The sequence below is a fragment of the Kitasatospora sp. NEAU-69 genome, assembly GCF_057158765.1.
The window spans coordinates 63,580-86,987 of the sequence record NZ_JBWXUE010000001.1; the positions used below are offsets into that span (position 1 = coordinate 63,580).

Consider the following 23,408-nt stretch of genomic DNA (forward strand, 5'->3'; position numbering starts at 1 on the left):
GCGTAGGTTTCCGCCGCCGCACCCGGTGAATTCGGCCGGTGCACGCGTAGGCCCCCCGGCGGGTGCCGCTCCGCCGCTCGGGCGGCCGCGCCGGGCGAAGCGCCGCAGCTCGGGACCATGGCGAAGGCCCCGTCACCGACCCCGGCGGTGGCGCTCGTGGACGAGCGTGCACGGGGTGGGACGGGGCCTCGGGGCGTGACCCGGATCGCGGTCGGTCAGGTCAGGCAGTCGGCTGGTCGGGCCGGGCGGCGCACTCGGATGCCAGTCGGCTGAGTGCCGCCCGGTCCGGGCCGCCGGTCTTGGTGATCAGCGTGGCCATGTGCTTCTCCACCGTGCGCGGCGAGATGGACAGCCGCCGGGCGATCTCCTGGTTCCCCAGCCGCTCGACGAGCAGCGCGAGGATCTCGTACTCGCGAGCGGTGACGCCTTGCGCGCGCAGTGGAGCCGGCACCTGGTCCCGCCCGCTGCGGCGCTGCGCGACCGTCGCACCGCTGCGCCGCAGGAGGGCGCGGCAGGCGCGGGTCACCGCCGGGACGTCGAGGCCGTGGAAGTAGTCCTCGGCGGTCCGCAGCCAGGCCACCGGTTCGCCCCACCCGTCGGCGACGGCCGCCTCGGCCACCAGCCGCAGCCCGAGGTGGTGGGCCATCGGGAACAGGCCCGCCGTCTGCCGGGTCCGGTCGACCGCGGCCGCGGCCTGCTCGGCCCGTCCCTCCCGCCCGAGCAGCACCGCGTCGGCGAGCAGCAGGAACTGCCGGTTCCAGACCAGTCCGGCAGCCGGCGCGGCGGCCACCGCCTGGTAGGCCGCGCGGTCCCCGGTCCCGGCGAGGGCGTCCAGCAGCATGCGCAGCCCGTAACGGCCGGAGAGGTAGAAGACGTTCGGGTGCTCGCTCTCCCAGGCCGCCGCCGCGGCGAGTTCGGTGCCCGCCTGGGCGCGGTCCTCCTCCAGCAGCGCGCAGAACGCGCGGCAGAGCCCGAAGACCACCGGCGTCAGGACGGACGGCCCGCCGCCGGACTGCTCGAAGGCCAGCAGCGCCTGTTCCATCTCGTGCCGCCGGCCGCGGTGGGCCGCCAGCGTCGCCGAGGTCAGCAGCAGGTAGCGGTGCGTGCTGAGGTTGCGCATCCGCGCGGTTGCGTCGAGCGAGCGATCGATGATCTCGCGGCTCGTCTCCCCGGTCCCGGTGAGCACCGCGTTCATCGCCAGCAGTGCCTCGGTGCGCTGGGTCAGCCGGATCGCGCCCACTGCGCGGGCGGCCTCCTGGGCCTGTTCGAGCCGACGGGCGTCGCCGGTCCGCAGGAACGTGTTGGCGCCCAGGTGCATCAGCGCCGACACCCGCCAGAACGGCAGGTCGTGGGACTCGGCGACGGTGAGCATCCGCTCCAGGCACGCGTCCGCGTCGTCGAAGCCGCGCTCCCGGGCGAACAGCGCGAGCAACTGCCAGGCCTGGCAGGCGACCACCGGCAGGTCGGCCCGTTCGGCGATCTCGGCCGCCTGCCGGGCCAGCCGTTCGGACTCGGCCAGTTGTTCGCTGTCGGCGGGCTGTCCGGCGGGGCCCGGCAGCAGGACCAGGTGTCCCTCGACAACGGCGAGCGCGGCGGTCTGCTCCGGCCCGGCGGTTTCGCCGAGCCGGGATCGCGCCGCCGCCACCTGCGCCACGGTCTCCGGGCCGCGCTCGGCCATCACGGCCACCCAGGCGAGCCGGGTGTGCAGCGCGAGCCGCCGGGCCGGGCCCAGCGAGGCCTGCCCCGAGGGCGGCAGGCCGTCCGCCAGGGCCAGCGCCCGGTCGAGTTGGCCGGCCTCGGCGAGTGCGTACACCAGCGACTCCGTGATCTCGCTGCGGTCCTGCCGGTCGGCGAGACCCGCGGCCCGCTCCAACAGCAGGACGGCCGACGCCGACGCGCCGGCGGCCAGCGCCCGCCGGCCCTGTTCGGCGTAGAGCAGCGCCGCGCCGGTCGGATCGCCGGCCGTGAGCCGCAGTCCCGCGATCAGCTGACAGCGGTCGCCGGACAGCCCGGGGTCGGCCCGCTCGATCGCTGCCGCCGCCTGCCGCGCGATCGCCGCGCGCTCGGCCGGCGGGCGGCTCGCCAGCAGCGCCTCGGCGGTGAGCTCGTGCCGGAAGGCGTACTGGTGCACGGCGGCGGGGGCGGGGACGATCAGGCCCGCCTCGACGCCGGCCCGCAGCTGGGCGAAGAGCACCGGGTCGGCGTGTCCGGTGATCAGCTGCACCGTGCCGACGTCGAACCGGGCGCCCAGGGTCGCTGCGAGCAGCAGGAGCTCACGCACCGGGGGGTCCAGTAGGGCGATCCGCCGGTCGTAACTGCGCACCACGGCCTCCGGGATGGTCTCCGCGAGGTCGCGGGCCACCCGCCACCCGCCGTCCACCGGGCACAGTGCCCCGGAGCGGACCATCTCGGCGAGTAGCTCCTCGACGAGGTAGGGGTTTCCGTCGCTGCCCCGGGTCAGTCGGGCGGTCACCGGTGCGGGCACCTCGTCCACACCGACGCCCAGGCAGGCTGCGGCGATCGCGCCGACGTCCGAGGCGGTGAGTGCGGGCAGTGCGCGCACGGTGGCCGATCGGCGCCGGTCGGCCTCCTGGGCGACGTCCAGTGCGGCCCCGGCGCCGGGGCGCAGCGTGGCGAGCACCAGCACCGGCAGCCCGGCGACGTTGTCGATCAGGTACTCGATGACGGCGAGCGTCTCGCTGTCGGCGTCGTGCAGGTCCTCCAGCGCGAGCAGCACGCCGGCCTCCCGGCCGAGCACGGCGAGCAGGCGCAGCAGCGCTTCGGCGAGTTCCACCACGCTCTCGTCGGCGGAGCCGGCGGCGGTGCCGTGCCGCCATTCCGGCACCAGCCGGGCCAGCGTCGGGCGGTACGGCGCGAGTTCCGGGTCCTGCGGCGCTCCGGCGGTGCGGAACTGCGAGGCCAGCGCCTCGATCAGGGGCCGGAACGGGGTGCCCGCGCTGGTCGGGCTGCCGCGGCCGCGCAGCACCGGCAGGCCCAGCCGCGCGGCCTGCGTCGTGCAGTCGTCGAGCAGCCGGGACTTGCCGATCCCGGCTTCGCCGAGCAGGAAGACGGCCCGGCCCGTCCGCGACCGAAGGCCCGTCAGCGTGCTGTGGAGCAGGTCGAGTTCGGCGTCCCGGCCGACGGTGACCAGCGAGGTGGTGCGCATACCCGCAGGCTACTGGCCGGTGTGAAGATTTGGTAGAGGGAAGATCGACTCTGCCGGCTCTTCCCGTCACGGGCGTGGCAGCGGGCGTGGGAGTGGGAGTGGGCGTGGCAGCGGGAGCGCCCCTGTGCCGGGCGCTCCCGCTCCCGCGCCGTACTACGCCCTGGTGAAGGACATCGTGTCCCACTCCTGGGAGAGCCGGAGGGTGCCGGGGCCGGCGAGCAGGCCGGACCGACGGCCGAGCGCGCCCGCCGTCCGGAGCCGGATCTCGCCGGCGGGGTGGTCGAGCGGCTCACCCTTGCCACCCTTGCGGGCGCCGGGCTGCTTCCACTGGAGGACCAGGTCGGTGTTGTCCATGGGGTCGGACTTCCTTTCGCGGCGTCTTTCGTGGGGGTCTTGCCTGGGGATCACGGCGTCGGGGGAGACCGCCGGGCCGTACTCGGCGGCTGCAGCAGCAGGGCCGAAGGAGTCCGCTCGGGGAAGGCGGCCCGTAGCAGGCCATGCCCGATTCCCGCGAGCCCGGTCAGCAGGGCCGGAGCGGCCAGCCCGCCCGGCGTGCCGCAGCGCGGTCCGTCGCGTTCGATCGCCGCCGCGAGCGCGGCCGTGCGGCGCTCGCGCAGGCGGTGCTCGCCGGTGATCGCGAGCAGTTCGAGGACGCCCAGCTCGCCGTGGCACAGGCTCTGGTCGGTCAGCGGATCGCGCGAGGAGAGCGAGCGGAGCGTGTGGGCGGTGCTTGCGGTGAGCGCTGCGGGCAGCGGCGTCGAGCCGCTGTCGGCCACCGCCAGCGCGATGCCCGGCGTCCCGGAGCACCAGGACGGGTATGCCCGTGCCGCCGCCGGCATCGAGCCGGCCGCCGCATCGAGTGCGGCCAGCCCCGCTCGGCGGTATGCGGCGCCGCCGCCGGCCGTCGCGAACCTCAGGAGTGCCCAGCCGACTCCCGCCGCCCCGGTGCCGAAGCCCGGCGTGGTGGGCAGTGGCTGTGCGGCGAGCCGGTCCGCACACGTCCGCGCTCCCGTCCAGGCGTCGGCCAGGCCGGTCGCCGCGTGCACGGCGAGCAGCGCCGCGAGACCGCCGGCGGTGCCGTCGAGGACCCCGGGCACCTGCTCGGCCTTCGCCGCGGCGGTGGTGAGCAGCACCGCCGGTCCGATCAAGCCGCGGATCTCGGCGTCGTCCAACGCGGCGCCGACCTGGGTGAGGGCGTAGGCGATTCCGCCCAGGCCGGCGAAGCCGCCGGAACCCACTGCGCCGAGGTCCTCGGGGCGTTGCGCGAGCTGCTCCAGTAGCGCTGGGAGCAGCCGGAGCGCGTCGCGGGCCGCCTGTGCGTAGCGCTCCTCGCCCGTGACGGCGGCCAGTTGCGCGAGGAAGAGGGCCACGCCCGGATACCCGTTGCCCAGGTCGGCGCCGGCCGGCCTGACCCGCCAGTACCGGTCCGCGAGGAGTTCCAGCCCGAGCCAGTTGGTCCCGGTGCCGTTCCGCCGGGCCCGGGCGAGCAGGCCGTCGCCGATCCGGCGGGCGGCGGCGAGCAGGCGTTCCGGATCCGGGACGGCCGCGCCCCCGGCCCCGGCCGGGGGAGGCGATGACGGAGCGGGCGCGGGCGGCCGTGGGGCGTCGCCCCCGTGGGCAGGTGTGGTGGACCTGCTCGCCATCGCGGCGCGCAGCACCCACTCCTGGTCGTCGAGATCGGCCGGGCCCATCGCCCGGATCCGCTCGGCGACCCGGTCCAGCCCCGGCCGGTCGAGCACGCCGGGTATCCGGCGCCCGGTGCCGCTCCACAGGTCCACCGAGTCGGCGCGGGTGGTGAACAACGGCACGTCGCCGTCGCCCAGTTCGGCGATCTCCTCGGCGAGCAGTCCGGGCCAGCCGGCGGCTTCGAGCGCGTCCGTGCCGAGCAGGCCGAGAAGTTCGTCCCGGTCCGCCGCGTCGCGCAGCACGTCGGGGTGGGTCGACTCGTCGAGCAGTGTCGTGTAGGCCTGGGTGGCGCGGGCCACCACCCGGACCTCGTCCTCGGCAAACCGTTTCAACAGGCCGTCGGGTCCGAGGAGTTGGCCTCGTCCGGCCTGGATCGCGCGGTAGCCGGCGTGCAGGCCCGCGACCAGCGCTTCGAGGTGGTCGGCCGGGTCGGCATCGGCGCCGCCGAGCCTGGGCCGGTTCGCGGCGGCGGCCGTCTCCCCGGCCCGGCGCACCAGTCTCATCTCGTCCGTGCCGGCTCCCTCCCAGGAGACGCCATCCACCGGCGAGCGGTGTCCGGCGTCGCCGCCCAGGCCGGAGACGTCGACCGCGTTCTCGTCGCCGAGCAGCAGGTGCGGCAGCAGGCCGGTGCGGTATACCGAGGCCTCCAGTGCGCGCGCCGCCGGATCCTCCTGCGGCTCGGCGGGCACACTCGGGTGGAACACGGTCTCCAGGTCGACCAGGACCGGCTCGTCGCCGCAGGCGATCAGGTTCTCGAGGTGCAGGTCGGTGCCGTCCAGCGCGTACAGCAGCGCGAGCCAGGCGCCCTGGCGCAGGTAGAACCGGTTCAGCTCCGCCTTCGTGGTGCACGGGCGGCGGCCGACGAACTCGACCCAGCCGTACCCCTCCCGTTCCAGCAGCGCGGGAAGTCGCAGCCCCGGTGTGCCCGGCTGGGCGTTGAACCAGGCGACCACGTCGCCGACATGTCCGTGCGCGCTCAGTGATCGCGGCTTGTAGACCACGCGGGAGCCGTCGGCGAAGTGCAGCACCGCGACGCTGCGCCCGCGCCGGTGCCCGTCGCCGAGGCTGCGCTGCACCCGCACCAGTCGCCCGGGATCGGTTCCGGACAGCAGCGTGGCGACGATGTCGGCCCGGTCCGCGGCCAGCCGGTCGAGGAGTTCCGCGAGCGCGGCTGCGGCGAACCGGCAGGTCTGTGCGAGCAGCCGGGCGAGGACCGGGTACTCGCCGAACAGCGTGGTCAGCCCCTCCCGGGAACCGACCGCCGGGAGGAAGCCGCGAAAGCGTTCCGACGGTGTGCCGCCGGTGAGTCGGCCGGTCACGCGAGCGACGCCGAGTTCGAGGACCAGCGTCCTGGCGGCCTGTCGCCCCAGTGTCGCGGCCAGCTCCCCGACCAGCGCCGCGCGAATGGCCGGCAGGTCAACCAGGCTGTCCGGCAGGGAGGTTGCCAGGTTCTCGGCGGCCAGCCGGGCGAACGGCGCGAGCACCGCCGCGAAGCCGGTCGTCCCCGGAAACGCCTGGTCCGACAGCTCCGGTCCCGAACGCGCCGACGCCATGGCGGACTCGGCGAACTCGGCCCACCGCGGCCTTTGTGCGCAGGGCAGTTCCGCCGGACGGACACCCGGTAGCCACCAGGGGTCCGTGGCTGCGACTCCTGCGTTCGAGTGCCCGGCGATCATGAAGCAGATCCTGTCAGCCCGCCCCACCCACGACAAGGTTCCTGCACCCGTCGATCGTGGCGGCACGGCGTGGCGAGCCGGCCTCGCGACTCCCACCTGCGGTGATCACTCAGCGAACGCACAGGGGCGACTGAAGGTCCGGGATGGCCGAAAGCTAAGATGTGCCTATCGCCCCTAGCTCGACCAGCTCGAAAGATGAACTTGTGACTGTCAATGAGGACGTGTTCACTAACTGGATGAACCGCGAGGAGATCGCGGAGTCGATGATTCCGATCATCGGCCGACTGCACCGGGAGAGGGACGTCACCGTCCTGCTGCACAGCCGCTCCCTGGTGAACAAGTCGGTGGTCAGCATCCTCAAGACTCATCGGTTCGCCCGCCAGATCGCCGGTGAGGAGCTCTCGGTCACCGAGACCCTGCCGTTCCTGCAGGCGCTCACCACGCTCGATCTCGGCCCCTCGCAGATCGACATCGGCATGCTCGCCGCCACGTACAAGACCGACGGCCGCGGCCTCTCGGTCGAGGAGTTCACCGCAGGGGCGGTCATCGGCGCCACCGGCGCCAACAAGCTGGAGCGTCGCGAGGCCCGCGACGTCGTGCTGTACGGCTTCGGCCGGATCGGCCGCCTGCTCGCCCGCCTGCTCATCGAGAAGGCCGGCTCGGGCAACGGCCTGCGGCTGCGCGCCATCGTCGTGCGCAACAGCGGTGGCGAGGACATCGTCAAGCGCGCCTCGCTGCTGCGGCGCGACTCGATCCACGGCCAGTTCAACGGCACGATCACCGTTGACGAGGCGAACAACAAGATCATCGCCAATGGTCACGAGATCACCGTCATCTACTCCGATGACCCGACCACGGTGGACTACACGGCGTACGGGATCAACGACGCCATCCTGATCGACAACACCGGCCGCTGGCGCGACCGCGAGGGCCTGTCGAAGCACCTGCAGCCCGGTATCGCCAAGGTGGTGCTGACCGCGCCCGGCAAGGGCGACGTCCCCAACATCGTGCACGGTGTGAACCACGACACGATCAAGCCGGACGAGCAGATCCTGTCCTGCGCCTCCTGCACCACCAACGCGATCGTCCCGCCGCTGAAGGCGATGGCGGACGAGTACGGCGTGCTGCGCGGCCACGTGGAGACCGTCCACTCGTACACCAACGACCAGAACCTGCTGGACAACTACCACAGCTCCGACCGCCGTGGCCGTTCGGCGGCGCTGAACATGGTCATCACCGAGACCGGCGCCGCCTCGGCCGTCGCAAAGGCGCTGCCCTCGCTGAAGGCGCCGATCACCGGCAGCTCGATCCGGGTGCCGGTGCCGGACGTCTCGATCGCGATCCTGAACCTGCAGCTCGCCCGCGAGACGAACCGCGAGGAGGTCCTCGACTACCTCCGCAACGTGTCGCTGACCTCGCCGCTGAAGCGCCAGATCGACTTCATCAGCGCTCCCGACGCGGTCTCCAGCGACTTCATCGGCTCGCGCCACGCGTCGATCGTCGATGCCGGTGCCACCAAGGTCGATGGCGACAACGCGATCCTCTACCTGTGGTACGACAACGAGTTCGGCTACTCCTGCCAGGTCATCCGGGTCGTCCAGTACGTCTCGGGGGTCGAGTACCCGACCTACCCGGCGCCGGCGGCCTGATCCCGGCGGTTTGACGCCGGTCATCCGGTCCCGACGGTCGGCCCGTCCCGCGTTCGCGTGGGGCGGGCCGACTCGTTCGTTTCAGCTCGGGCGCCGCCGACCGATCCGGACGATGAGCTGCTCGGCCACCAGCAGGTCGATCAGCCAGGAGGTCCAGGCGCCGCTCTGGTACGCCTGCTCGAACGGGATGCCGGCTCCGGAGAGGACCGTCAGCCAGAGCCGGAACGTCACCGCGGCGAAGATCAGCGCGTAGGACCTGATCATCCAGCACCGGTGCCGGGCCACCGCGCCGCGCCGGATCGTGACGAACGCCGCCGTGGACGTCGCGAGCAGGAGCACGGCGAGCATCGCGAACCCGAGCGGCGCGATCGGACCGGCCAGCCCCCTCGGCGCCAGCGCCAGGCCCCCGACGCCGGTCGCGAGCACACCCAGCAGGTAGCCGCGGCCGATGAGCCGGTGCGCGGTCGGATGCCGGCTGCGCAGCCGGGGCAGGAACTGCCACGGCCCCAGGGTCAGCGCCAGGATGCCGCCGCCCACGTGGAGCAGCAGCGGGGTGAGTTCGGTGAGGTAGACCGCGCGCTGCCGGCTGAGGAAGGTCGCGGGGTCGAGGGTGAAGTAGCGGGCGGCGACCAGCGCCGTCCCGATGGCCAGGACGGTCATCGAGACCCACGCTGACCGGCGTATCCGGGAGTGCCATGTGGGCGTGACAGACGATGAGTTCATGCCGAGGACGGTACGAAGCGGCGGCGCCGTGCCGCGTCCACCGGACGGGGGCGTCCGCCGTCCCCCCGGTGGGGTAGCGGCTGGGGTAGCGGGTGGCCGGGAGCGTGCCTTACCCCCGCAGGGGTCCGGGTGTCGTACCCCTGCGGGGTGATGCGGTGGTGCCCGCGGGCTGACTAGCGTGCGGACGTGAACGTGTCCCCGACCCGAACGCCCGCACCCGTCCCCGCCTCCGCTGCTGCCGCTGCGTCTGCCTGGTACCGGCGCGCGCTGCCCGGCCTCGACGTCCGATGGCGCCCGCCGTGGGGCATCCGGCCGAGTGCGGTGGTCATCGACCGTGCGCTGGCCGGCGTGTTCCTGGTCGCGATGGTCACCGAGCGGATCGGTGCGGCGGCGCAGATCGGTGGCCGGCTGGCGCCCGCCCTGGTGCTGAGCGCCGTCATCGCCGGTGCGCTCGCCGTGCGGCGCACGGCACCGCTGGCGGCGTACCTGGTCGGCTCCGCCGCGATGTCGGCCGAGGCGCTGGCCGTCCTGCCCAGCCCGGTCTCGCCGTACGCGAACCTGATCGGTCTGTACTCGCTGGGCCTGTACGGCACGCGGGACCGCGCACGGCTGGGCCCGGTCATCGTGCTGCTCGGCATGGTCGCCTATTTCACCGGTGCCACCCGCAGCTACCCGGCGATCCCCGGCGGGGCCGTCTTCGTCTGGCTGCTCGCCTGGGCCCTCGGGTACACGAGCGCGCGGCGGCAGGAGGAGCGGGAGACCGCGCGCCTGCTGCTGCGCCAGCGCGTCGCCGCCGAGGAGCGGGCCCGGATCGCGCGGGAGCTGCACGACCTGGTCGGCCACACGCTCACGCTGATGCTGGTCCAGGCCGGCGCGGCCCGCCGGGTGCTCGGCCGGGACCAGGCGCAGAGCCGCGAGGTGGCGCAGACCCGTGAGCTGCTCACCGGCCTGGAGCGCACCGGCCGCGAGGCACTCGACGAACTGGACCGGGTGCTGGGCCTGCTGCGCCATGATGATCCGACCTCGCCCATCGCCCCACCAGTGATGCCGGCCACGGCCACGGCCCCGACCGCGCCGCCGCCTGCGGCCGAGCCGCCCGTGTCGCTCGACCTACCCGGCCCGCCGGGTCCGCTGCCCGGGCTCGGCGAGCTCTCCCGGCTGACCGGCCCGATGGCGCAGGCCGGCGTCCGGGTCACCGCCCGGATCGACCCCGCCGCCGGCCGGCTGCCGCGCAGCATCGACCTGTCCGCCTACCGGATCGTCCAGGAGGCCCTGACCAACACCGTGAAGCACGGCCGGGCCGGCGCCGCCGAGGTCACGGTCCGGGCGAGCGGAGAAGTGCTCGACATCGAGGTCCGCGACGACGGACGAGGCGCCGCCGACGGGTACCTGCCGGGCCGGGGGCTGCTGGGGATCGCCGAACGGGTCGCCATGTTCGGCGGCACCGTCGAGCACGACGGGGGTGAAGGGGGCGACCGCGGCGGCTTCTGCCTGCGCGTCCGGCTCCCGATCCCGCGGTGATCCGGGTCGTGATCGCCGATGACGACGATCTGCTGCGGGCCGGGCTCGCCCTCGTGCTCGGCAGCGAGGACGGCCTCGACGTGGTGGGCCAGGCCGCCGACGGCCTGCAGGCGGTCGAGCTGTGCCGCGCCGTGGTGCCGGACGTCGTCCTGATGGACGTCCGGATGCCCGGCATCGACGGCGTCGAGGCGACCCGCCGGATCGCCGCCGCAGGCCTGCCGACGCGCGTCCTGGTGCTGACGACGTTCCACCACGACGACTACGTGTGGGGTGCGTTGCGCGCCGGTGCGGCCGGTTTCCTGCTCAAGCGCGCCTCGCCGGAGCGCCTGATCGACGCGATCCGGACCCTCGCCGCCGGAGAAGCGCTGCTGGACCCCGCGGTCACCCGCGATCTGCTCGCCCAGGTCGTCTCCCAGCACCAGGGCCCGTCACAGGGCCACCGCCAGCACCAAGGCCCGGCCGAACCGGGCCTGGCCCGGCTCACGCTGCGCGAGCGCGAGGTGCTCCGGCTGGCCGCCGAGGGGCTGTCCAACGCGGAGATCGCCGAGCTGCTCTTCCTCGCCGAATCCACCGTGAAGACGCACATCAAGCGGGTGCTGGCCAAGACCGAGGCCCGCGACCGCGCCCAGGCGGTCGCCATCGCCTACCGCGGCGGGCTGATGGAATCCCCGGCCACCGGTATCTGATGCATCGTCAACTGAACCGAACAGCAGCAGGATTGGTGAATCATGCGGAGGTTCCCGAGAGCATGGGGAGGGTACGGATGGGCGCGGTGTGTGGAACTCTCCGTCGCGCACCCCTGGTCTTCACGATGAGGAGCACCCTGTGCGCCCATTTCGTCTGTTCGCCACCCTGGTGCTGGTGTTGGGCACCTTCTTCGGCGGCGCCGCCGCCGCGAGCGCGTTACCGCGCCACCTCGCGCCCCGGCACACCGAGCTGCGTCCGCACGGCATCAACAGCAGCACCTCGGCCGGCTACCAGCTGACCGGCAGCTCGGGCACCGCCACCGAGGCGCAGGCGTCCTTTGTGCAGCCCTGGGTCTACTGCGGCTCCGACGGCTCGGTGGCCCTCTGGGCCGGTCTGGACGGCCCCGGGTCGAACGACCCGAACGCCGTGCAGGTCGGCACGCAGGTCGACTGCAGCGGCGGGAACGCGCACTACTACGGCTTCTACACGCTGCCGGGCAACGTCAAGGTCACCTTCGGCAGTGTGATCCCCGAGGACGACATCGAGGTCTCCGTCTCGCTGATCTCGGCCGGCCGGTACCAGGTGGGAGTCACCGACGTGACCCAGGCCTGGACCGACGACTACGCCGTGTCCGCCGCCCTGTTGGACGACAGCGCCGAGGTCATGGTGAGCGCGGGCACCGCCGCAGGGGCGACGCTGGCGGACTTCGGCTACAACGGCTTCAGCGCGGTGGCGTTCGACAACGCGGCGGTGCCGGCTGCCGCGAGTGCGGTCAGTCTGACCAACTCGTCCGGCATCGTCGCCGCGCCCACCGCGCTCAGCGCGAACGGCTCCGGCTTCGGCGTCTCCAACGGCTCCGGCGCCGACGTGGCCGGCACCGAGATGGCGGCCGTCCAGGGTGGCATCCCGAAGAACCAGATGGTCTACAACTGGACGCCCGGCGGCACCGGTTACATCGGCCAGACGATCCTGCGCAACACCAGCCCCAGCCTGGCCGTCCTGCCGGATGGCGGCTGGGAGGAGGCGATCATGACGGCGTACAAGACGCTGGTGATCGTCGGCACGGACTACGACTACAACACCGGATTCGCACTCGCCGGCGGCAGCAGCCCGAGCCTGGCGGTCAACGCGAACGGCACGCTGGAAGTCGCCTTCGAGGGCTCCAACGGACACCTGCTGACCTTCACCCCGGCGGTGGGCGTGCGGGATCTGGGCCTGCAGATGGTCGGCAGCTCGACGCCGGGCATCGCCGCGCTGAGCGGTGGCGGATTCGAGATCGCCTACGTCGCCAACACGGGGCAACTGGCCTTCACCGGCCCGGCCGGCAGCGCCGTCACCGGCCCCGCCGTCAGGGGCGGTACCAACCCGGCCATCTGCAGTACCGCGGAGAACAGCTACAGCTACGACTTCCAGGGGTCCAACGGCCATCTCTGGGTCGGGACTTCGGAGGTGGCCGCGAGCGACCAGGGGATCCAGCTGGCCGGTGGGACCAGCCCGAGCATCGCTCTCCTGGCCAAGGGCATGCTGATGGCCTACGAGCAGAGCAACGGCCTGATCGGCTACGCCGGATCGTTCAACGGCGTCGGCCCCGCGTCGGTCGGCAACAGCAGCCCGAGCATCAGCGGCGAGGGGGCTGCCTTCCGACTTGCCTACCAGACGACCGGCTTCCAACTGGCTTTCTACGAGCCGGTGGTCGGCAACCTTCCCACCGGCCTGGGCATGGCCGGCACCGGCACCAGCCCGTCGGTCGTCGGCTGACCGGCGAATGACCGGCGGACAGCCCTGTTGCCCGGCCGTCCGGAGCGTGGGCTCCGGGCGGCCGGGTAACAGGGCGGTGCGGTGCGGTGCGATGGCGCTCAGAAGCCGGTGAGGGTGATCTTGCCGATGGCCGTGCCGGATTCCAGGATCCGGTGCGCCTCGCGGAGGTTGGCGGCGTTGACCGGGCCGAGGTCCCGGGTGGCGGTGGTGGTCAGCCGGCCGGCGTCCACGAGCCGCCCGACCTGGGTGAGGATGCGGTGCTGCATAGCCTGGTCCGCGGTCCGGAACATCGAGCGGGTGAACATGAACTCCCAGTGGAAGGAGGCGCTCTTGGCCTTCAGTACGCCGATGTCGAGCGAGTCGAAGTCGTCGATCGCGACGATCTGACCGAAGGCGTTCAGCGCCTCGGCGTAGGCCGGGAGGTTCCGGTCGGTGCCTGCCGTGCCGAAGACGTAGTCCACGCCGCCCGGTGCCACCGCCGCCAACTGCTCGACGAGCGGCTGCCGGTGGTCGATCACGTGCTCGGCACCCATCCGCCGCGCGAAGGCGACGGTCTCCGGCCGCGAGGCGGTGCCGATCACGGTCAACCCGGTGAGCGCTCGGGCGAGTTGGGTGGCGATCGAGCCGACGCCGCCTGCGGCGGCGGTCACCAGCAGCGTGCCGTTGCGCTCGAACGCGCCGTTACGCAGGCCCATCCGGTCGAAGAGGCCCTCCCAGGCGGTGAGCGCGGTCAGCGGCAGCGCCGCCGCCTCGGTGAAGGAGAGAGTGGCCGGCTTGTGGCCGACCAGCCGCTCGTCCACGGTGTGGAACTCGGAGTTCGCGCCGGGCCGGTCCAGCGCGCCCGCGTAGTAGACCTGATCACCGACCGAGAAGAGTTCGACCTCCGTGCCGACCGCGACCACCGTCCCGGCCGCGTCCCAGCCGAGCACCCGGGGCTCGTCGCTCGGGTCGGCGTTCTGGCGGACCTTGTAGTCCACCGGGTTGACGGCGATGGCCGCGACCCGGACGAGCAGGTCGCGCGGGCCGGGCTGCGGCACCGGCAGTTCGAGGTCCAGCAGGCTCTGCGGGTCGTCGATCGGCAGGCTCTTGCGGTAGGCGACAGCACGCATGGTCGTGCTGCTGTGGTTCGTGCTCATGGGGATCTCCTCATGGAACGGTAGCGGGGACGGTGTCACGCAAGCAGGTTCGGGCGGCCCGCCAGGTAGCGGTCGGCGGCCTGCAACGGGGTCAGGCCGTCAGCGTTGATCATGGCGTCCAGCTCCTCAACGCCCTCGTTCCCGAGGTTCAGCGTGTCGAGCCGGGCCAGCGCCTCGGGACGGATCCGGTCCAGCGCGTCACGCCGGACGACCGGGCCGGCCGCGTCGACCGTGCCCAGCAGCCCCTTGGGCTCGGCGATCGCCCGCAGGCCGTGAAGGCGGTTGAGGTACTGCGGGCGCCAGAGCGGGACGACGAACCACTCCCGCTCGGCGATCCCCCGCTCGACGCGGGCGATGAAGCCGGGCTCGGTGCCGGGGGTGAAGGTGTAGCCCGCGCGGTCGAGGCCGTACTCGGTCACCATCCGCGCGGAGAAGCGGCTGATGCCCGCACCGGGGTTGATGCCGTCGATCGCGCGGGTCATCCGCGCCGCCACCTCGGGCCGGGCGAGGTCGGCGACCTCGCCGACCGCTTCGAGCGGGACGTACGGCGGCACGGCCCAGAGGCAGTACGGCTCGTAGTGCGGTGCCAGCACCCGTACCTGCGTGCGGTATTCGGCGAGGTAGGCGTCGTGGCTGGAGGGCAGCCAGGCGGAGACGAGCACGTCCACCTCGCCGCCGGCCTGCAGGCGGAAGAGCTGTTCGTGCCGTGCCTCGATGCCGGTGACCCGGTGGCCGTGGGCCTCCAGTACGCGCCGGACGACGGCCGCGGTGGCGCGGTGGAAGGAGAGCGCGATGTTGCCCACGGTCAGCGGCGGCGCGCTGTCGCGGGCGGTCCGTGCGGGATCGCGGGTGGTTGCGGGCTCGCGGGTGGTCGAGCGGGTGGTCAAGAGGGCTCCTGTCGTGCGTGCAGGGCGTCCCGCAGGAACGCGGTGATCCGGGCGGTGGCGGCGCGGGCGGCGGGGGTGTCGCGCAGCGCGTCCAGGACGACGAAGGCGTGCACGGTGCCCAGGTACCGCACGGCGGTCACCGGCACGCCCGCGGCGCGCAGCTTCGCGGCGTACGCCTCGCCCTCGTCGCGCAGCACGTCGGCCTCGGCCGTGCCGACCTGCACCGCGAGCTCGCGCAGCAGGCGGTCGTGGCTGGTGGTGCTGCCCGCAACCCAGCCGCCGCCGTGCAGGTGCAGCAGTACCGGCAGCAGCTCTGCCCTCGATGCGGCGTCGGCCTTGGCCTTGGCTCTGGCCGTCGGCGCGGGAGGGCGGACGATCCGGACCCGGACCGTGCCGGTCGGGCCACCGGGCACGGTCAGGTCCTCGATCCGGGCCTCGGGCCGAGCAACCGGACCCGACTGGGCCCGGTCCAGCCGGGCGCGGAGCTCGGCGAGCGGCAGCCGGCTCGGATCGGGCCCGGCCGAGGCCTGGTCGGCCAGCGCCTGCGCGGCCGGGTCGAGGACCGGCGGCCGCGGGGGAGGGGGATTGGATGGGTCGGTCATGGTGACTGCTCCGGACGCCGGGGTGCGGAGTCGGGCACGGGTGCGGCCGGGGGAACGGCGCCGTACCCGTACCCGACTCCACGATGGTGGGTCAGCCCTGCGGCAGCTGGAGCGGGATGAGTGGCATGATCGACTCGGTCTCGACCAGGCCGGCCGCGACCGCTGGCAGCGTCGCGAGGATCTCGCGGGCGGCCTCGACCGTCTCGGCGTCCACGATCAGCGCCGCGCCCACCAGGTCGGTGCGGTGGTAGCCGTGCACGATCGCACCGGCCTCGACCAGCTCCTTGGCGCGGGCCAGCTCGGCGTCGATGACCTTCGCGAAGTCCTCCTCGGTGGCGTGCGGGGCGGCCGCGAAGGTGGCGAGCACGGTGGTCTTCGGCTTGTCGGACATGGTGGTGACTCCTTGGTTCCTGGACGATGCCGGCGGGACGAAGCGGCGCGGGACGAGGCGGCGCGGGCCGGTCGGTCCCCGCCGCGAGGCATGGCCCCATCCTGCGAGAAGCGGTATCCATCAGTCCAAGGAATCGTTTCTATCAAACCCATATGCTGGGCGCATGGCAACGCTGAGACAGCTCGAGTACCTCGTGGCGATCGTGGACGAGGGCTCCTTCACCCGCGCCGCCGAGAGCCTGCGGATCACCCAGCCCGGCCTCTCCCACCAGTTCCAGGCCCTGGAACGGGAGGTCGGCGGTCCGCTGCTGGAGCGCCTGCCGCGCGCGGTGCGGCTCACCCCGGCGGGGCGCGCGATGCTCCCGCACGCCCGCGCTGCCCTCGCCGATGCCGAGCGCGCCACCACGGCCGCCCGTCGTGCCGCCGGCGTCGCCACCGGGGAACTCCACCTCGCCACGCTCTACTCGATCAGCTTCGGCGTGCTCCCCACCGCGCTCGGGATCTGGCGGGAGCGCCACCCGGGCGTCCGGGTCCGGCTCTTCGAACACCGTCGTGCCGAGGACCTGACCGCGGCGATGGCCGCCGGTCAGGCCGACATAGCGCTCGGGCCACCGCCCACCGACTGGGAGGGCCCGACCCGGTACATCGGCACCGAGGAGTTCCTGGTCGTCACCCACACCGACGACCCTGTCGCCTTGGCCGACCGGACGCCGACGGTCCGGCTGGCCGACCTCGCGGATCGCGAGTGGGTGCACTTCACGCCCGACAGCGGGCTCGCCGACATCCTCGACCAGGCGTGCGCCGGCGCCGGTTTCCACCCCAGGACCGCGGTGCGGACCGAACAGGCCCCGGCCGCCGCCAACTACGCCGCGGCCGGACTCGGCCCCACCCTCGTCCCCGCGAACACCATCCCGCCGCACTTCGCCGGTGCGCTGCTGCGCCCGGAGCCGCCGGTCCGCCGCCGACTCACCGCCTACACCCGCACCGGCCCCGACCCGGTCGCCGCCGCTTTCCTGGAGATCCTGACCGACCAGGCCCTCCTGATGCCCTCGCACATCCGCCGTCGGCTGCGCCTGCCCGACGACCGGGGCCGGCCGGCCCCGGTCGTAGCCGCCGGCGCCGCAGCGCCCTGTTCCACCAACAACAGGACCGCGCACGGGACGTGGTGATCCCGGGCGCGGTCCAGGCCCTCTCTTTCGGATCTTGTCGGATCAGCGCGCGTCGTTGGGCGCCCGGCTGGGCGTGCCGGCGGATCGTCCTCGTACTGGGTCGTACTTGGATGATTCGCCGGTGCGTCCGTGGGGGCACCTCCCGGCCGGAGGCTGGGGGAGGGATGCCCGGCGTCGCGCGCCCGGCAAGATCCGAAAGAGAGGGCCTAGCGGTCAACTCCTGCGGCGTCAGGCCGCGGTGCCGCCCGCGTAGTCGCTGCTGAAGGCGTTCTCGACGACCGACTCGACCCCGGTGTCGGTCAGGATGATCCCCAACTCGCGGTTGTTGTCGAGGGAGTTGGTGGTCACGTTCATCGAGCCGACCTCGACCGCGGCGGTCGGCAGGCCGTAGTCGGCCACGATCGCCTTGGCGTGGATGTAGAAGCCGGTCGAGGAGGAGTAACCGACCACGGTGCCACCGGCGTTCTCGATCTCCGAGATCTCCGAGCTGTAGGAGGACGGGTTCTCGACCACCACGCGCACGGTGACGCCGTTCTGCGCCTGGGCGGCGATCGCATCGACCACGGCCGGGTCGCTGAACTCCTCCTCCTCGACGTCCAGCGTGGTGGTCGCGCCGTTGATGACGGAGAGCAGCCGGTCGCGCGCGTCGGTGGGGGACCAGAGCAGGTTGTCACCGTCGCTCGGGGTGACCGACGAGCCGGTGTAGTCGGCGTCGAAGACCTGCTCGATCGCGTTGACGTCGTTGGTGTCGTTGTCGAAGACCCCGTAGTCACGGCCGGTCGGGTAGTACTTCGCGGTGAGGTTGCCGCTGAGCACGAGCGACTCGCGGCCGTCCACGGTGATGGTCTTCTGGTGGGTGTAGACGTACTGGGAGGACGACCAGACCACGCCCACACCGGCGTTGGTGAGGGTGTTGTAGGCCGAGTTGTTGACCGAGGTCTCTCGGCCGTCCAGGATCACCCGGACGGTGACGCCGGACTGCTTCAGCTTCACCAGGTCGTTGACCGCGGTGGTGTCGTTGAGCTCGTACATGGTCATGTCGAGCGACTTGGTCGCGGAGTTGATGAAGTTGTAGATCGTCGGCTGGCTCTTGCCGAGCGAGAAGGCGAAGGCCGAGTAGGTGCCGGTGGCGTGGGCCGGCACGCCGACGGCGAGGGCCGCCGCGCAGGCGGTGACGGCGATGGCTGCGCGTCGTATGGAGCTGCCGAGCATGGTTCTCTCCCTGTGAAGTGGCTGTGCGTCAGGCGACTGCCGTCTCTCGGGGAGAAGAACACCACGCGCGTAGAATCGCGGAAAGGTGTCATCGGGTTAACTTGACATGTACTTATATGTGCAGTCCTTTGCAACTGTGCCATAGCCGTTCCCTGCGACCATCCGGGACGGTCGCAGGGAACGGCTATGGCATGGCCGACGCCAACAGGCCAGGGGTCAGCAGCCGTTGACGCCCTGCCAGGCGCTGACGGTGTCACCGGCCGGGTAGCTGCTGCCGGCGCCCTGGAAGGCGAACGTGCGGTTGCCGAGGTAGCCGCAGCTGCCGCTCTCCTCGACGCTGCTCCAGGACCCCAGCGTGTACTTGTACTGGAGCGTGGCGCCCGGGGCGCTGGTGACGGTCAGCGCCCAGTGCGTCGCGTCCACCTTCGTCATCGGGTAGAGGGCCGCGTTCCAGTCGTTGCCCGACGGCATCCCGGTGCCCAGCGCGCTGAAGTCGCCGGACAGGTAGACGGTGTCGGCGCTCGGGGTGCCGGCGGGGACCGTCACCGTGACGACCGCCGCCGCCGAGCCGCAGGTGCCGGGCCCCTGCCAGTTCCCGACCGTGTCGGTGACGCTGCTGCCGTTCACCGGCATCGAGCGGTTGCCGATGCTGCCGCAGGCGGTGCTCTCCTCCGCGTCGTTCCAGTTGCCGCCCAGGTCGTACTTGTAGGAGAGGGTGGCGTTGGCGGCGGCCTTGACGGTGGCGGTCCAGTGCGTCGCGTCCACCCTGGTCATGGCGATGCCGTTGGCCGCCCAGTCGGACTGGCCCTCGCCGAGCGCCGACAGGTTGCCGTCGAGGTAGACGGTCCGGCCGGAGGCGTCGGTGTTCACCGGGACGGTCACCGTGACCTTCTCGGTGACGGTGCCCCCGCCGCCCCCGCCCCCGCTGCCGCCGCTGGCGTAGCGCTGGGCCACGACGGCCGGGGTCTCGACCGTCCGGCCGGCCGAGATGTCGATCGCGAGCCGGACGTACTGGGCCATCGCCCACATCAGCGGGGTGGAGGAGTTGTCGGGCTGGCCCTGGGTGAAGCCGTCGGCGGAGGCGGTGGGCCAGATCTGCTCGGAGATCTGGTAGCCGGCGTTGGCGGCGTTGGCCATGCTGCTGAGCATGGCGGTGGCGTCCGCGGTGTTGCCGATCTGGACGTCGTACTCGCCGCGCTCCCCGGAGAGCACCGGCCACGGGCGGCCGACGCCGGCGCCGGTGTAGTCGGCACCGGTCGCCGTCTCGCCGTAGCCGTCGTGGTTGTAGCGGCCGAAGTACGTGCCGTATCCCGGGATCACGGTCCTGATGGTCGAGTCCACGGCCGCCAGCGAGTTGGTGAGCTGCGTGGAGCCCGCCGGCTTCACGCCGAGCCGGCTCAGCTCCAGGAAGCCCTGGTCCACGATCGCACGCTGATCCCAACTGCCGCCGCCGTTGGAGATGTTGACGGTGTCAGCGGCGTTCGGGTTGCCGTTCGGAGTGATCCGGACGTAGTACGAGCCGTTCCCGATCGGGCCGGAGGTGGTGTACGTGTCGGCGTCGACGGCGGCCTGGAACCCGTCCGCGGCGTTCAGGTAGCCGGTCGCGTCGGCGGAGTCGCCGTTGGCGGTGGCGAGGCTGGCGGCGCAGACCAGGCCGGCGATCTCGGCGGCCATGGTGGAGGGCGAGTAGCCGCCGTTCTCCTCCCAGCGCTCCTGGCCGGTCTTCGGCCCGTTGGCGACCAGGTAGTCGGCGAGGCTCTTCACCTTCGCCCAGGTGGCCGCGTCGGTTCGGCCCAACTGGTAGGCCAGGATGGCGGGGAAGGCGACCTGGTCGAGCTGGGTGCCGCCCCAGACCTGGGTGCCGTTGAGCCAGGAGTTCTGCTTCACGTAGCCACTGGCGGTCTCCTCGTAGTCGAGGATGTACGTGAGCGCGTCGTTGGCGTCGGTGCGGTCGCCGGCGGCGAGCAGGGCGGTGGCCATCTGGAACTCGTCGCGCGTCCAGACCAGGTGGTACCCGTGCTGGCCGGCGCTGTCGGCGGAGACGCTCGCGCCCCAGGGGGTGTTCGGCGCGGCGACGAAGCCGCCGGGGTAGTTCTTGTCCTCGTCGGCCTTCACCTCCATCAGCGAGACCTCGTACTGCTGGAGCAGCTTGGCATTGCCGGTCACCGAACTCGGCGCGGCGTTCAGGCCGTTCATCCAGCTGTGCCAGCCGCCCCGGAACGAGGTCTCGGCGGCGGCGAAGCCGCCCGAGAGCGAGGCCGCCGCGTCGGAGACGGCCGCGCCGGTGCTGGTGTCGAAGCCGAGCGCGAGCGTGAAGGTGGTCGATCCGCTGGCAGCGACCGGCACTTGACCGGTCTGGGTGATGTGCCCGGCGGACGGGACGCCGCTGTAGCCGTTCGACAGACTGTGGTCGGCAGCGAGCAGGCCGGCGCCGTCGCCGGCGGTGCCCGCGTAGCCGGTGCTCGTCGCACTGAACCCGGTCGAGGCCGCCATGGCGCTGGCCACACTGCCGTTGGACGCGGTCAGGTCGCCGCTCGCGTCGGTGCCGCCGGAGTTGCCCATCCCGTCGTCGCCCAACGCCGGGCTGTACTGCGCGTAGAGGTAGAGCGGCGCCGAACTCAGGTTGGTGAAAGTGGTGTTGACCAGCACGACCGAGCGGGCCGGGTCGGCGACATAGGTCTTGGTGATCGTGTACCGGCCGTTGGTGGCGGTGTTGGTCTGCCGCCACTCCAGCGAGGTCGGGTCCACCAGCGAGATCGCGTGGCTGGTGTTCGCCACCTCGTTGTCGGTGAACGACGAGCCGTCGGTGACGTAGTACTGGAGGCCGAAGGTGTCGGGGGAGTCCACCTGCGGGTACATCACGTTCTCCAACTGGCCGTCGCCCAGCGAGTACCAGACCTTCGAGTTCGCCGAGAGCGCGTCCGCGAAGCCCTGGACCTGCGGCTCGTCCCAGAACGCGTTCACCCCCGGCCCACCCGGGGCGGTCGCCGCCGCCGCGCCGACCGTGGAGCCGGCCAGTGCGACCGCCGCCACCGTCGCCCCGGCGGTGAGCAGCGCCGTCCTGCGCAGCCACGCTCTTCTTCGACCCATCGACATGGTCATCTACGCGCGCCTTCCGGTCGCCGACACGGGTGGGGGCAGGCCCGGGTCCGGCGACGTCCCCCCGGGCGTGCGGCCGCCGCCGCAGTCCTGACGACTGCGGCGGCCCGCCCGGGCCTGTCATGCCCCGGCGGATTCGGCGCTGCCAGAGCCTCCCGCCGGGCCCGGCTGCTGTCAATGCTCGAAGCAGAAATGTTCAACCGGAAGGCCTAGGCTTCAAGAAGTGAACTCAGCTGCCCGGGGTTTGAGCCCACGTCAGGCGCGCTGCGCCGCTGTGACGGCTTGTCACACTTCGGAACTCGAATCCCGTTGGATCCACTCGCCGCCGGAGCCCGTGGCTCACCGCCGCCCGAACCAGCGGCGCAGGGCGCTCTCCAGCTGTTCCGGCTGCCCCGACGGGAACGGTCCGGCCGCCGCCCAGCAGACGTACCCGTCGGGCCGGACCAGCAGCGCGTCCGTTGCCGTGGTGGTCGGGACGTGCGCGACGCTCGTCTTCCAGCGGAGCGCCACCTCGGCGAGGCCCGGACCGCCGGTCGGATCGATCAGCAGCCCCTGACCGGCACGCAGCAGCTCATGGAGCCGGACCGGGCCGGCCGGCGTGGCCAGGTCGAGGTCCGGCGCGCGGTAGCCCAGCAGCGGATGGTCCGGCACGCCGGGCATCGGGTAGCGGATGTCGAGTCCGGTCATCAGCCCGGCGAGGTGGCGCTTGGTCCCGGGGAGCCGGAAGAGCGTGCCGAACAGCTCGCGCGCCGCCTGCAGCTCCGGCCCGCCGGTGCCGGCCCAGTCCATCAGCAGGCTCTGCGCCCGGACGGTCTGCAGCACCCGGGCCGCGACGGCGTGCCGCTCGCTCTGGTAGGTGTCCAGCAGGTCGTCCGCCGCCCGCCCGCGCACGGCGGCGGCGAGCTTCCAGCCGAGGTTGACCGCGTCCTGGATCCCGGTGTTCATGCCCTGGCCGCCGACCGGCAGGTGGATGTGGGCGGCGTCGCCGGCCAGGAACACCCGGCCGTGCCGGTAGTCCTCGACCTGGCGGGCGGCGTTGGTGATCCGGTACGCGTACCGCAGCTCCACCAGCTCCACCGCCCCCGGCTGGCGGGCGGCGTTGGTGATCCGGTACGCGTACCGCAGCTCCACCAGCTCCACCGCCCCCGGCCCGTACACGGTGCGCAGCCCCGCGCGGATCTCGTCCTCGGTCACCGGGACCTCCCTTGGCAGCGAGTGGGCCGGTCCGCCGAGCGCGAGCCGGCGCAGCTCGCCGCGGAGCGGGAACTGCGCCGCCCAGTTCCCCTCGGCGGTGAACGTGTGCATCGGCCCGACGCCGCCTCGGCCCTGCTGAGGCTCGGATTGCTCAGGCCCGGACTGCCCAGGCCCGGACTGCTCAGGCCCGGGCTGCGGGGGACGGCTGTCGCGCAGCACCACGTCGGCGACGGTCGCGGTGTTGGTGCCCGGGCTGCCGGGGAACCCGATGCCCAGCAGCGAGCGGACGGTGCTGTGCGCGCCGTCCGCGGCGACCAGGAACGCCGAGCGCACGGTGCGGGTGGCGCCGTCGTGGCGCAGTGTCGCGGTCACGCCGTGCTCGTCGGCCGTCAGCGCGACCAGCTCGTTCGCCCAGTGGACACCCGCGCCCTGCTCGGTCAGCAAGCCGTCCAGGAACCCCTCGATCGCGGTCTGCGGGATGAACCGTCCGGGCAGCCGGCCGTTCAGGCCCTCCAAGTCCCCCGGGTCGAACGGCATGCCGGCGAAGTGCCCGGGGCTCACGGGGTAGTCGCCGGTGGCCAGCAGCGGCTCCAGCAGGCCGCGCTGGTCCAGCACCTCCATCGTGCGCGGGTGCACCCCGCCGGCCCGGGACAGCTCGCTGCGCTCGGGCAGCCGGTCGACGACCACGGCCGACACCCCGCCGACCCACAGCTCGTGAGCGAGCATCAGCCCCGTCGGGCCGGCCCCCACCACCAGAACATCGGTGTCCACACCATCGGTGCGCATGTCCATTTCCTGCCATCCCTTCCCGGCTTCGGTGTGGGCCCGAAGGTTCTCGCGCCCACACCGACCA

The 23,408-nt window shown here is 72.7% G+C and carries 16 protein-coding genes; 5 read left to right on the forward strand and 11 right to left on the reverse strand.

What is annotated here, in order from left to right:
- Nucleotides 1–220: 220 nt before the first annotated feature.
- The 3 genes from AC060L_RS00265 to AC060L_RS00275 form a co-directional block, all read right to left on the reverse strand.
- Nucleotides 221–3,166, reverse strand: coding sequence for a helix-turn-helix transcriptional regulator (locus AC060L_RS00265; RefSeq protein ID WP_483796035.1), 2,946 nt, complete (start codon nucleotides 3,164–3,166; stop codon nucleotides 221–223).
- 153 nt (nucleotides 3,167–3,319) lie between these two features.
- Entirely contained in the window at nucleotides 3,320–3,520 is a 201-nt protein-coding gene (locus AC060L_RS00270) for a hypothetical protein (protein ID WP_483796037.1), read from the reverse strand.
- Nucleotides 3,521–3,570: 50 nt separating this feature from the next.
- Nucleotides 3,571–6,405: a type 2 lanthipeptide synthetase LanM family protein gene (locus AC060L_RS00275; protein ID WP_483796039.1), complete on the reverse strand. Its 2,835-nt coding sequence runs from the start codon at nucleotides 6,403–6,405 to the stop codon at nucleotides 3,571–3,573.
- Nucleotides 6,406–6,731: 326 nt separating this feature from the next.
- Here AC060L_RS00275 and AC060L_RS00280 point away from each other — a divergent pair, with 326 nt between their 5' ends.
- A complete protein-coding gene (locus AC060L_RS00280; RefSeq protein ID WP_483796041.1) occupies nucleotides 6,732–8,177 on the forward strand; it encodes a glyceraldehyde-3-phosphate dehydrogenase in 1,446 nt (481 codons plus the stop codon).
- A gap of 81 nt (nucleotides 8,178–8,258) precedes the next feature.
- Here AC060L_RS00280 and AC060L_RS00285 read toward each other — a convergent pair whose 3' ends face one another.
- Nucleotides 8,259–8,837: a DUF2306 domain-containing protein gene (locus AC060L_RS00285; RefSeq protein WP_483796043.1), complete on the reverse strand. Its 579-nt coding sequence runs from the start codon at nucleotides 8,835–8,837 to the stop codon at nucleotides 8,259–8,261.
- Between the two features lie 249 nt (nucleotides 8,838–9,086).
- Here AC060L_RS00285 and AC060L_RS00290 point away from each other — a divergent pair, with 249 nt between their 5' ends.
- The 3 genes from AC060L_RS00290 to AC060L_RS00300 all read left to right on the forward strand — a co-directional run bounded on the left by AC060L_RS00290 (nucleotide 9,087) and on the right by AC060L_RS00300 (nucleotide 12,866).
- Nucleotides 9,087–10,421 carry a sensor histidine kinase gene (locus AC060L_RS00290; RefSeq protein WP_483796044.1) on the forward strand — a complete coding sequence of 445 codons (1,335 nt, stop codon included), beginning with the start codon at nucleotides 9,087–9,089 and terminating at the stop codon, nucleotides 10,419–10,421.
- Between the two features lie 8 nt (nucleotides 10,422–10,429).
- On the forward strand, nucleotides 10,430–11,107 hold the full coding sequence (locus tag AC060L_RS00295; RefSeq protein WP_483796046.1) for a response regulator: 678 nt from the start codon (nucleotides 10,430–10,432) through the stop codon (nucleotides 11,105–11,107).
- A gap of 139 nt (nucleotides 11,108–11,246) precedes the next feature.
- Nucleotides 11,247–12,866 carry a G1 family glutamic endopeptidase gene (locus AC060L_RS00300; protein WP_483796048.1) on the forward strand — a complete coding sequence of 540 codons (1,620 nt, stop codon included), beginning with the start codon at nucleotides 11,247–11,249 and terminating at the stop codon, nucleotides 12,864–12,866.
- A gap of 98 nt (nucleotides 12,867–12,964) precedes the next feature.
- Here the strand turns inward: AC060L_RS00300 and AC060L_RS00305 are convergent, their stop codons facing one another.
- The 4 genes from AC060L_RS00305 to AC060L_RS00320 form a co-directional block, all read right to left on the reverse strand.
- Nucleotides 12,965–14,002 carry a zinc-binding alcohol dehydrogenase family protein gene (locus AC060L_RS00305; protein WP_483796050.1) on the reverse strand — a complete coding sequence of 346 codons (1,038 nt, stop codon included), beginning with the start codon at nucleotides 14,000–14,002 and terminating at the stop codon, nucleotides 12,965–12,967.
- A 35-nt stretch (nucleotides 14,003–14,037) separates the two neighbouring features.
- Nucleotides 14,038–14,889, reverse strand: a complete 852-nt coding sequence (locus AC060L_RS00310) for a glycine betaine ABC transporter substrate-binding protein (RefSeq protein ID WP_483796052.1) — start codon at nucleotides 14,887–14,889, stop codon at nucleotides 14,038–14,040.
- Entirely contained in the window at nucleotides 14,886–15,491 is a 606-nt protein-coding gene (locus AC060L_RS00315) for an alpha/beta hydrolase fold domain-containing protein (RefSeq protein WP_483796054.1), read from the reverse strand. The genes AC060L_RS00310 and AC060L_RS00315 overlap by 4 nt, the downstream gene beginning before the upstream one ends.
- A gap of 91 nt (nucleotides 15,492–15,582) precedes the next feature.
- Nucleotides 15,583–15,882 carry a muconolactone Delta-isomerase family protein gene (locus AC060L_RS00320; RefSeq protein WP_483796055.1) on the reverse strand — a complete coding sequence of 100 codons (300 nt, stop codon included), beginning with the start codon at nucleotides 15,880–15,882 and terminating at the stop codon, nucleotides 15,583–15,585.
- Nucleotides 15,883–16,045: 163 nt separating this feature from the next.
- Here AC060L_RS00320 and AC060L_RS00325 point away from each other — a divergent pair, with 163 nt between their 5' ends.
- Entirely contained in the window at nucleotides 16,046–17,050 is a 1,005-nt protein-coding gene (locus AC060L_RS00325) for a LysR family transcriptional regulator (protein ID WP_483796057.1), read from the forward strand.
- 228 nt (nucleotides 17,051–17,278) lie between these two features.
- On the opposite strand, the gene AC060L_RS00330 is transcribed toward AC060L_RS00325, so the two are convergent.
- The 3 genes from AC060L_RS00330 to AC060L_RS00340 form a co-directional block, all read right to left on the reverse strand.
- A complete protein-coding gene (locus AC060L_RS00330; protein ID WP_483796059.1) occupies nucleotides 17,279–18,262 on the reverse strand; it encodes a phospholipase D-like domain-containing protein in 984 nt (327 codons plus the stop codon).
- Nucleotides 18,263–18,478: 216 nt separating this feature from the next.
- Nucleotides 18,479–21,364 (reverse strand): glycoside hydrolase family 15 protein, encoded by a 2,886-nt coding sequence (locus AC060L_RS00335; RefSeq protein ID WP_483796061.1) that lies wholly within the window; start codon nucleotides 21,362–21,364, stop codon nucleotides 18,479–18,481.
- 336 nt (nucleotides 21,365–21,700) lie between these two features.
- A complete protein-coding gene (locus tag AC060L_RS00340) occupies nucleotides 21,701–23,341 on the reverse strand; it encodes an FAD-dependent monooxygenase (RefSeq protein ID WP_483796062.1) in 1,641 nt (546 codons plus the stop codon).
- Nucleotides 23,342–23,408: the final 67 nt, after the last annotated feature.

Coding starts and splice junctions, on each gene's coding strand:
- AC060L_RS00265 (WP_483796035.1), bottom strand. CDS start 3,166: ATGCGCACCACCTCGCTGGTCACCGTCGGCCGGGACGCCGAACTCGAC.
- AC060L_RS00270 (WP_483796037.1), bottom strand. CDS start 3,520: ATGGACAACACCGACCTGGTCCTCCAGTGGAAGCAGCCCGGCGCCCGC.
- AC060L_RS00275 (WP_483796039.1), bottom strand. CDS start 6,405: ATGGCGTCGGCGCGTTCGGGACCGGAGCTGTCGGACCAGGCGTTTCCG.
- AC060L_RS00285 (WP_483796043.1), bottom strand. CDS start 8,837: ATGACCGTCCTGGCCATCGGGACGGCGCTGGTCGCCGCCCGCTACTTC.
- AC060L_RS00305 (WP_483796050.1), bottom strand. CDS start 14,002: ATGAGCACGAACCACAGCAGCACGACCATGCGTGCTGTCGCCTACCGC.
- AC060L_RS00315 (WP_483796054.1), bottom strand. CDS start 15,491: ATGACCGACCCATCCAATCCCCCTCCCCCGCGGCCGCCGGTCCTCGAC.
- AC060L_RS00320 (WP_483796055.1), bottom strand. CDS start 15,882: ATGTCCGACAAGCCGAAGACCACCGTGCTCGCCACCTTCGCGGCCGCC.
- AC060L_RS00325 (WP_483796057.1), top strand. CDS start 16,046: ATGGCAACGCTGAGACAGCTCGAGTACCTCGTGGCGATCGTGGACGAG.
- AC060L_RS00330 (WP_483796059.1), bottom strand. CDS start 18,262: ATGCTCGGCAGCTCCATACGACGCGCAGCCATCGCCGTCACCGCCTGC.
- AC060L_RS00335 (WP_483796061.1), bottom strand. CDS start 21,364: ATGACCATGTCGATGGGTCGAAGAAGAGCGTGGCTGCGCAGGACGGCG.
- AC060L_RS00340 (WP_483796062.1), bottom strand. CDS start 23,341: ATGCGCACCGATGGTGTGGACACCGATGTTCTGGTGGTGGGGGCCGGC.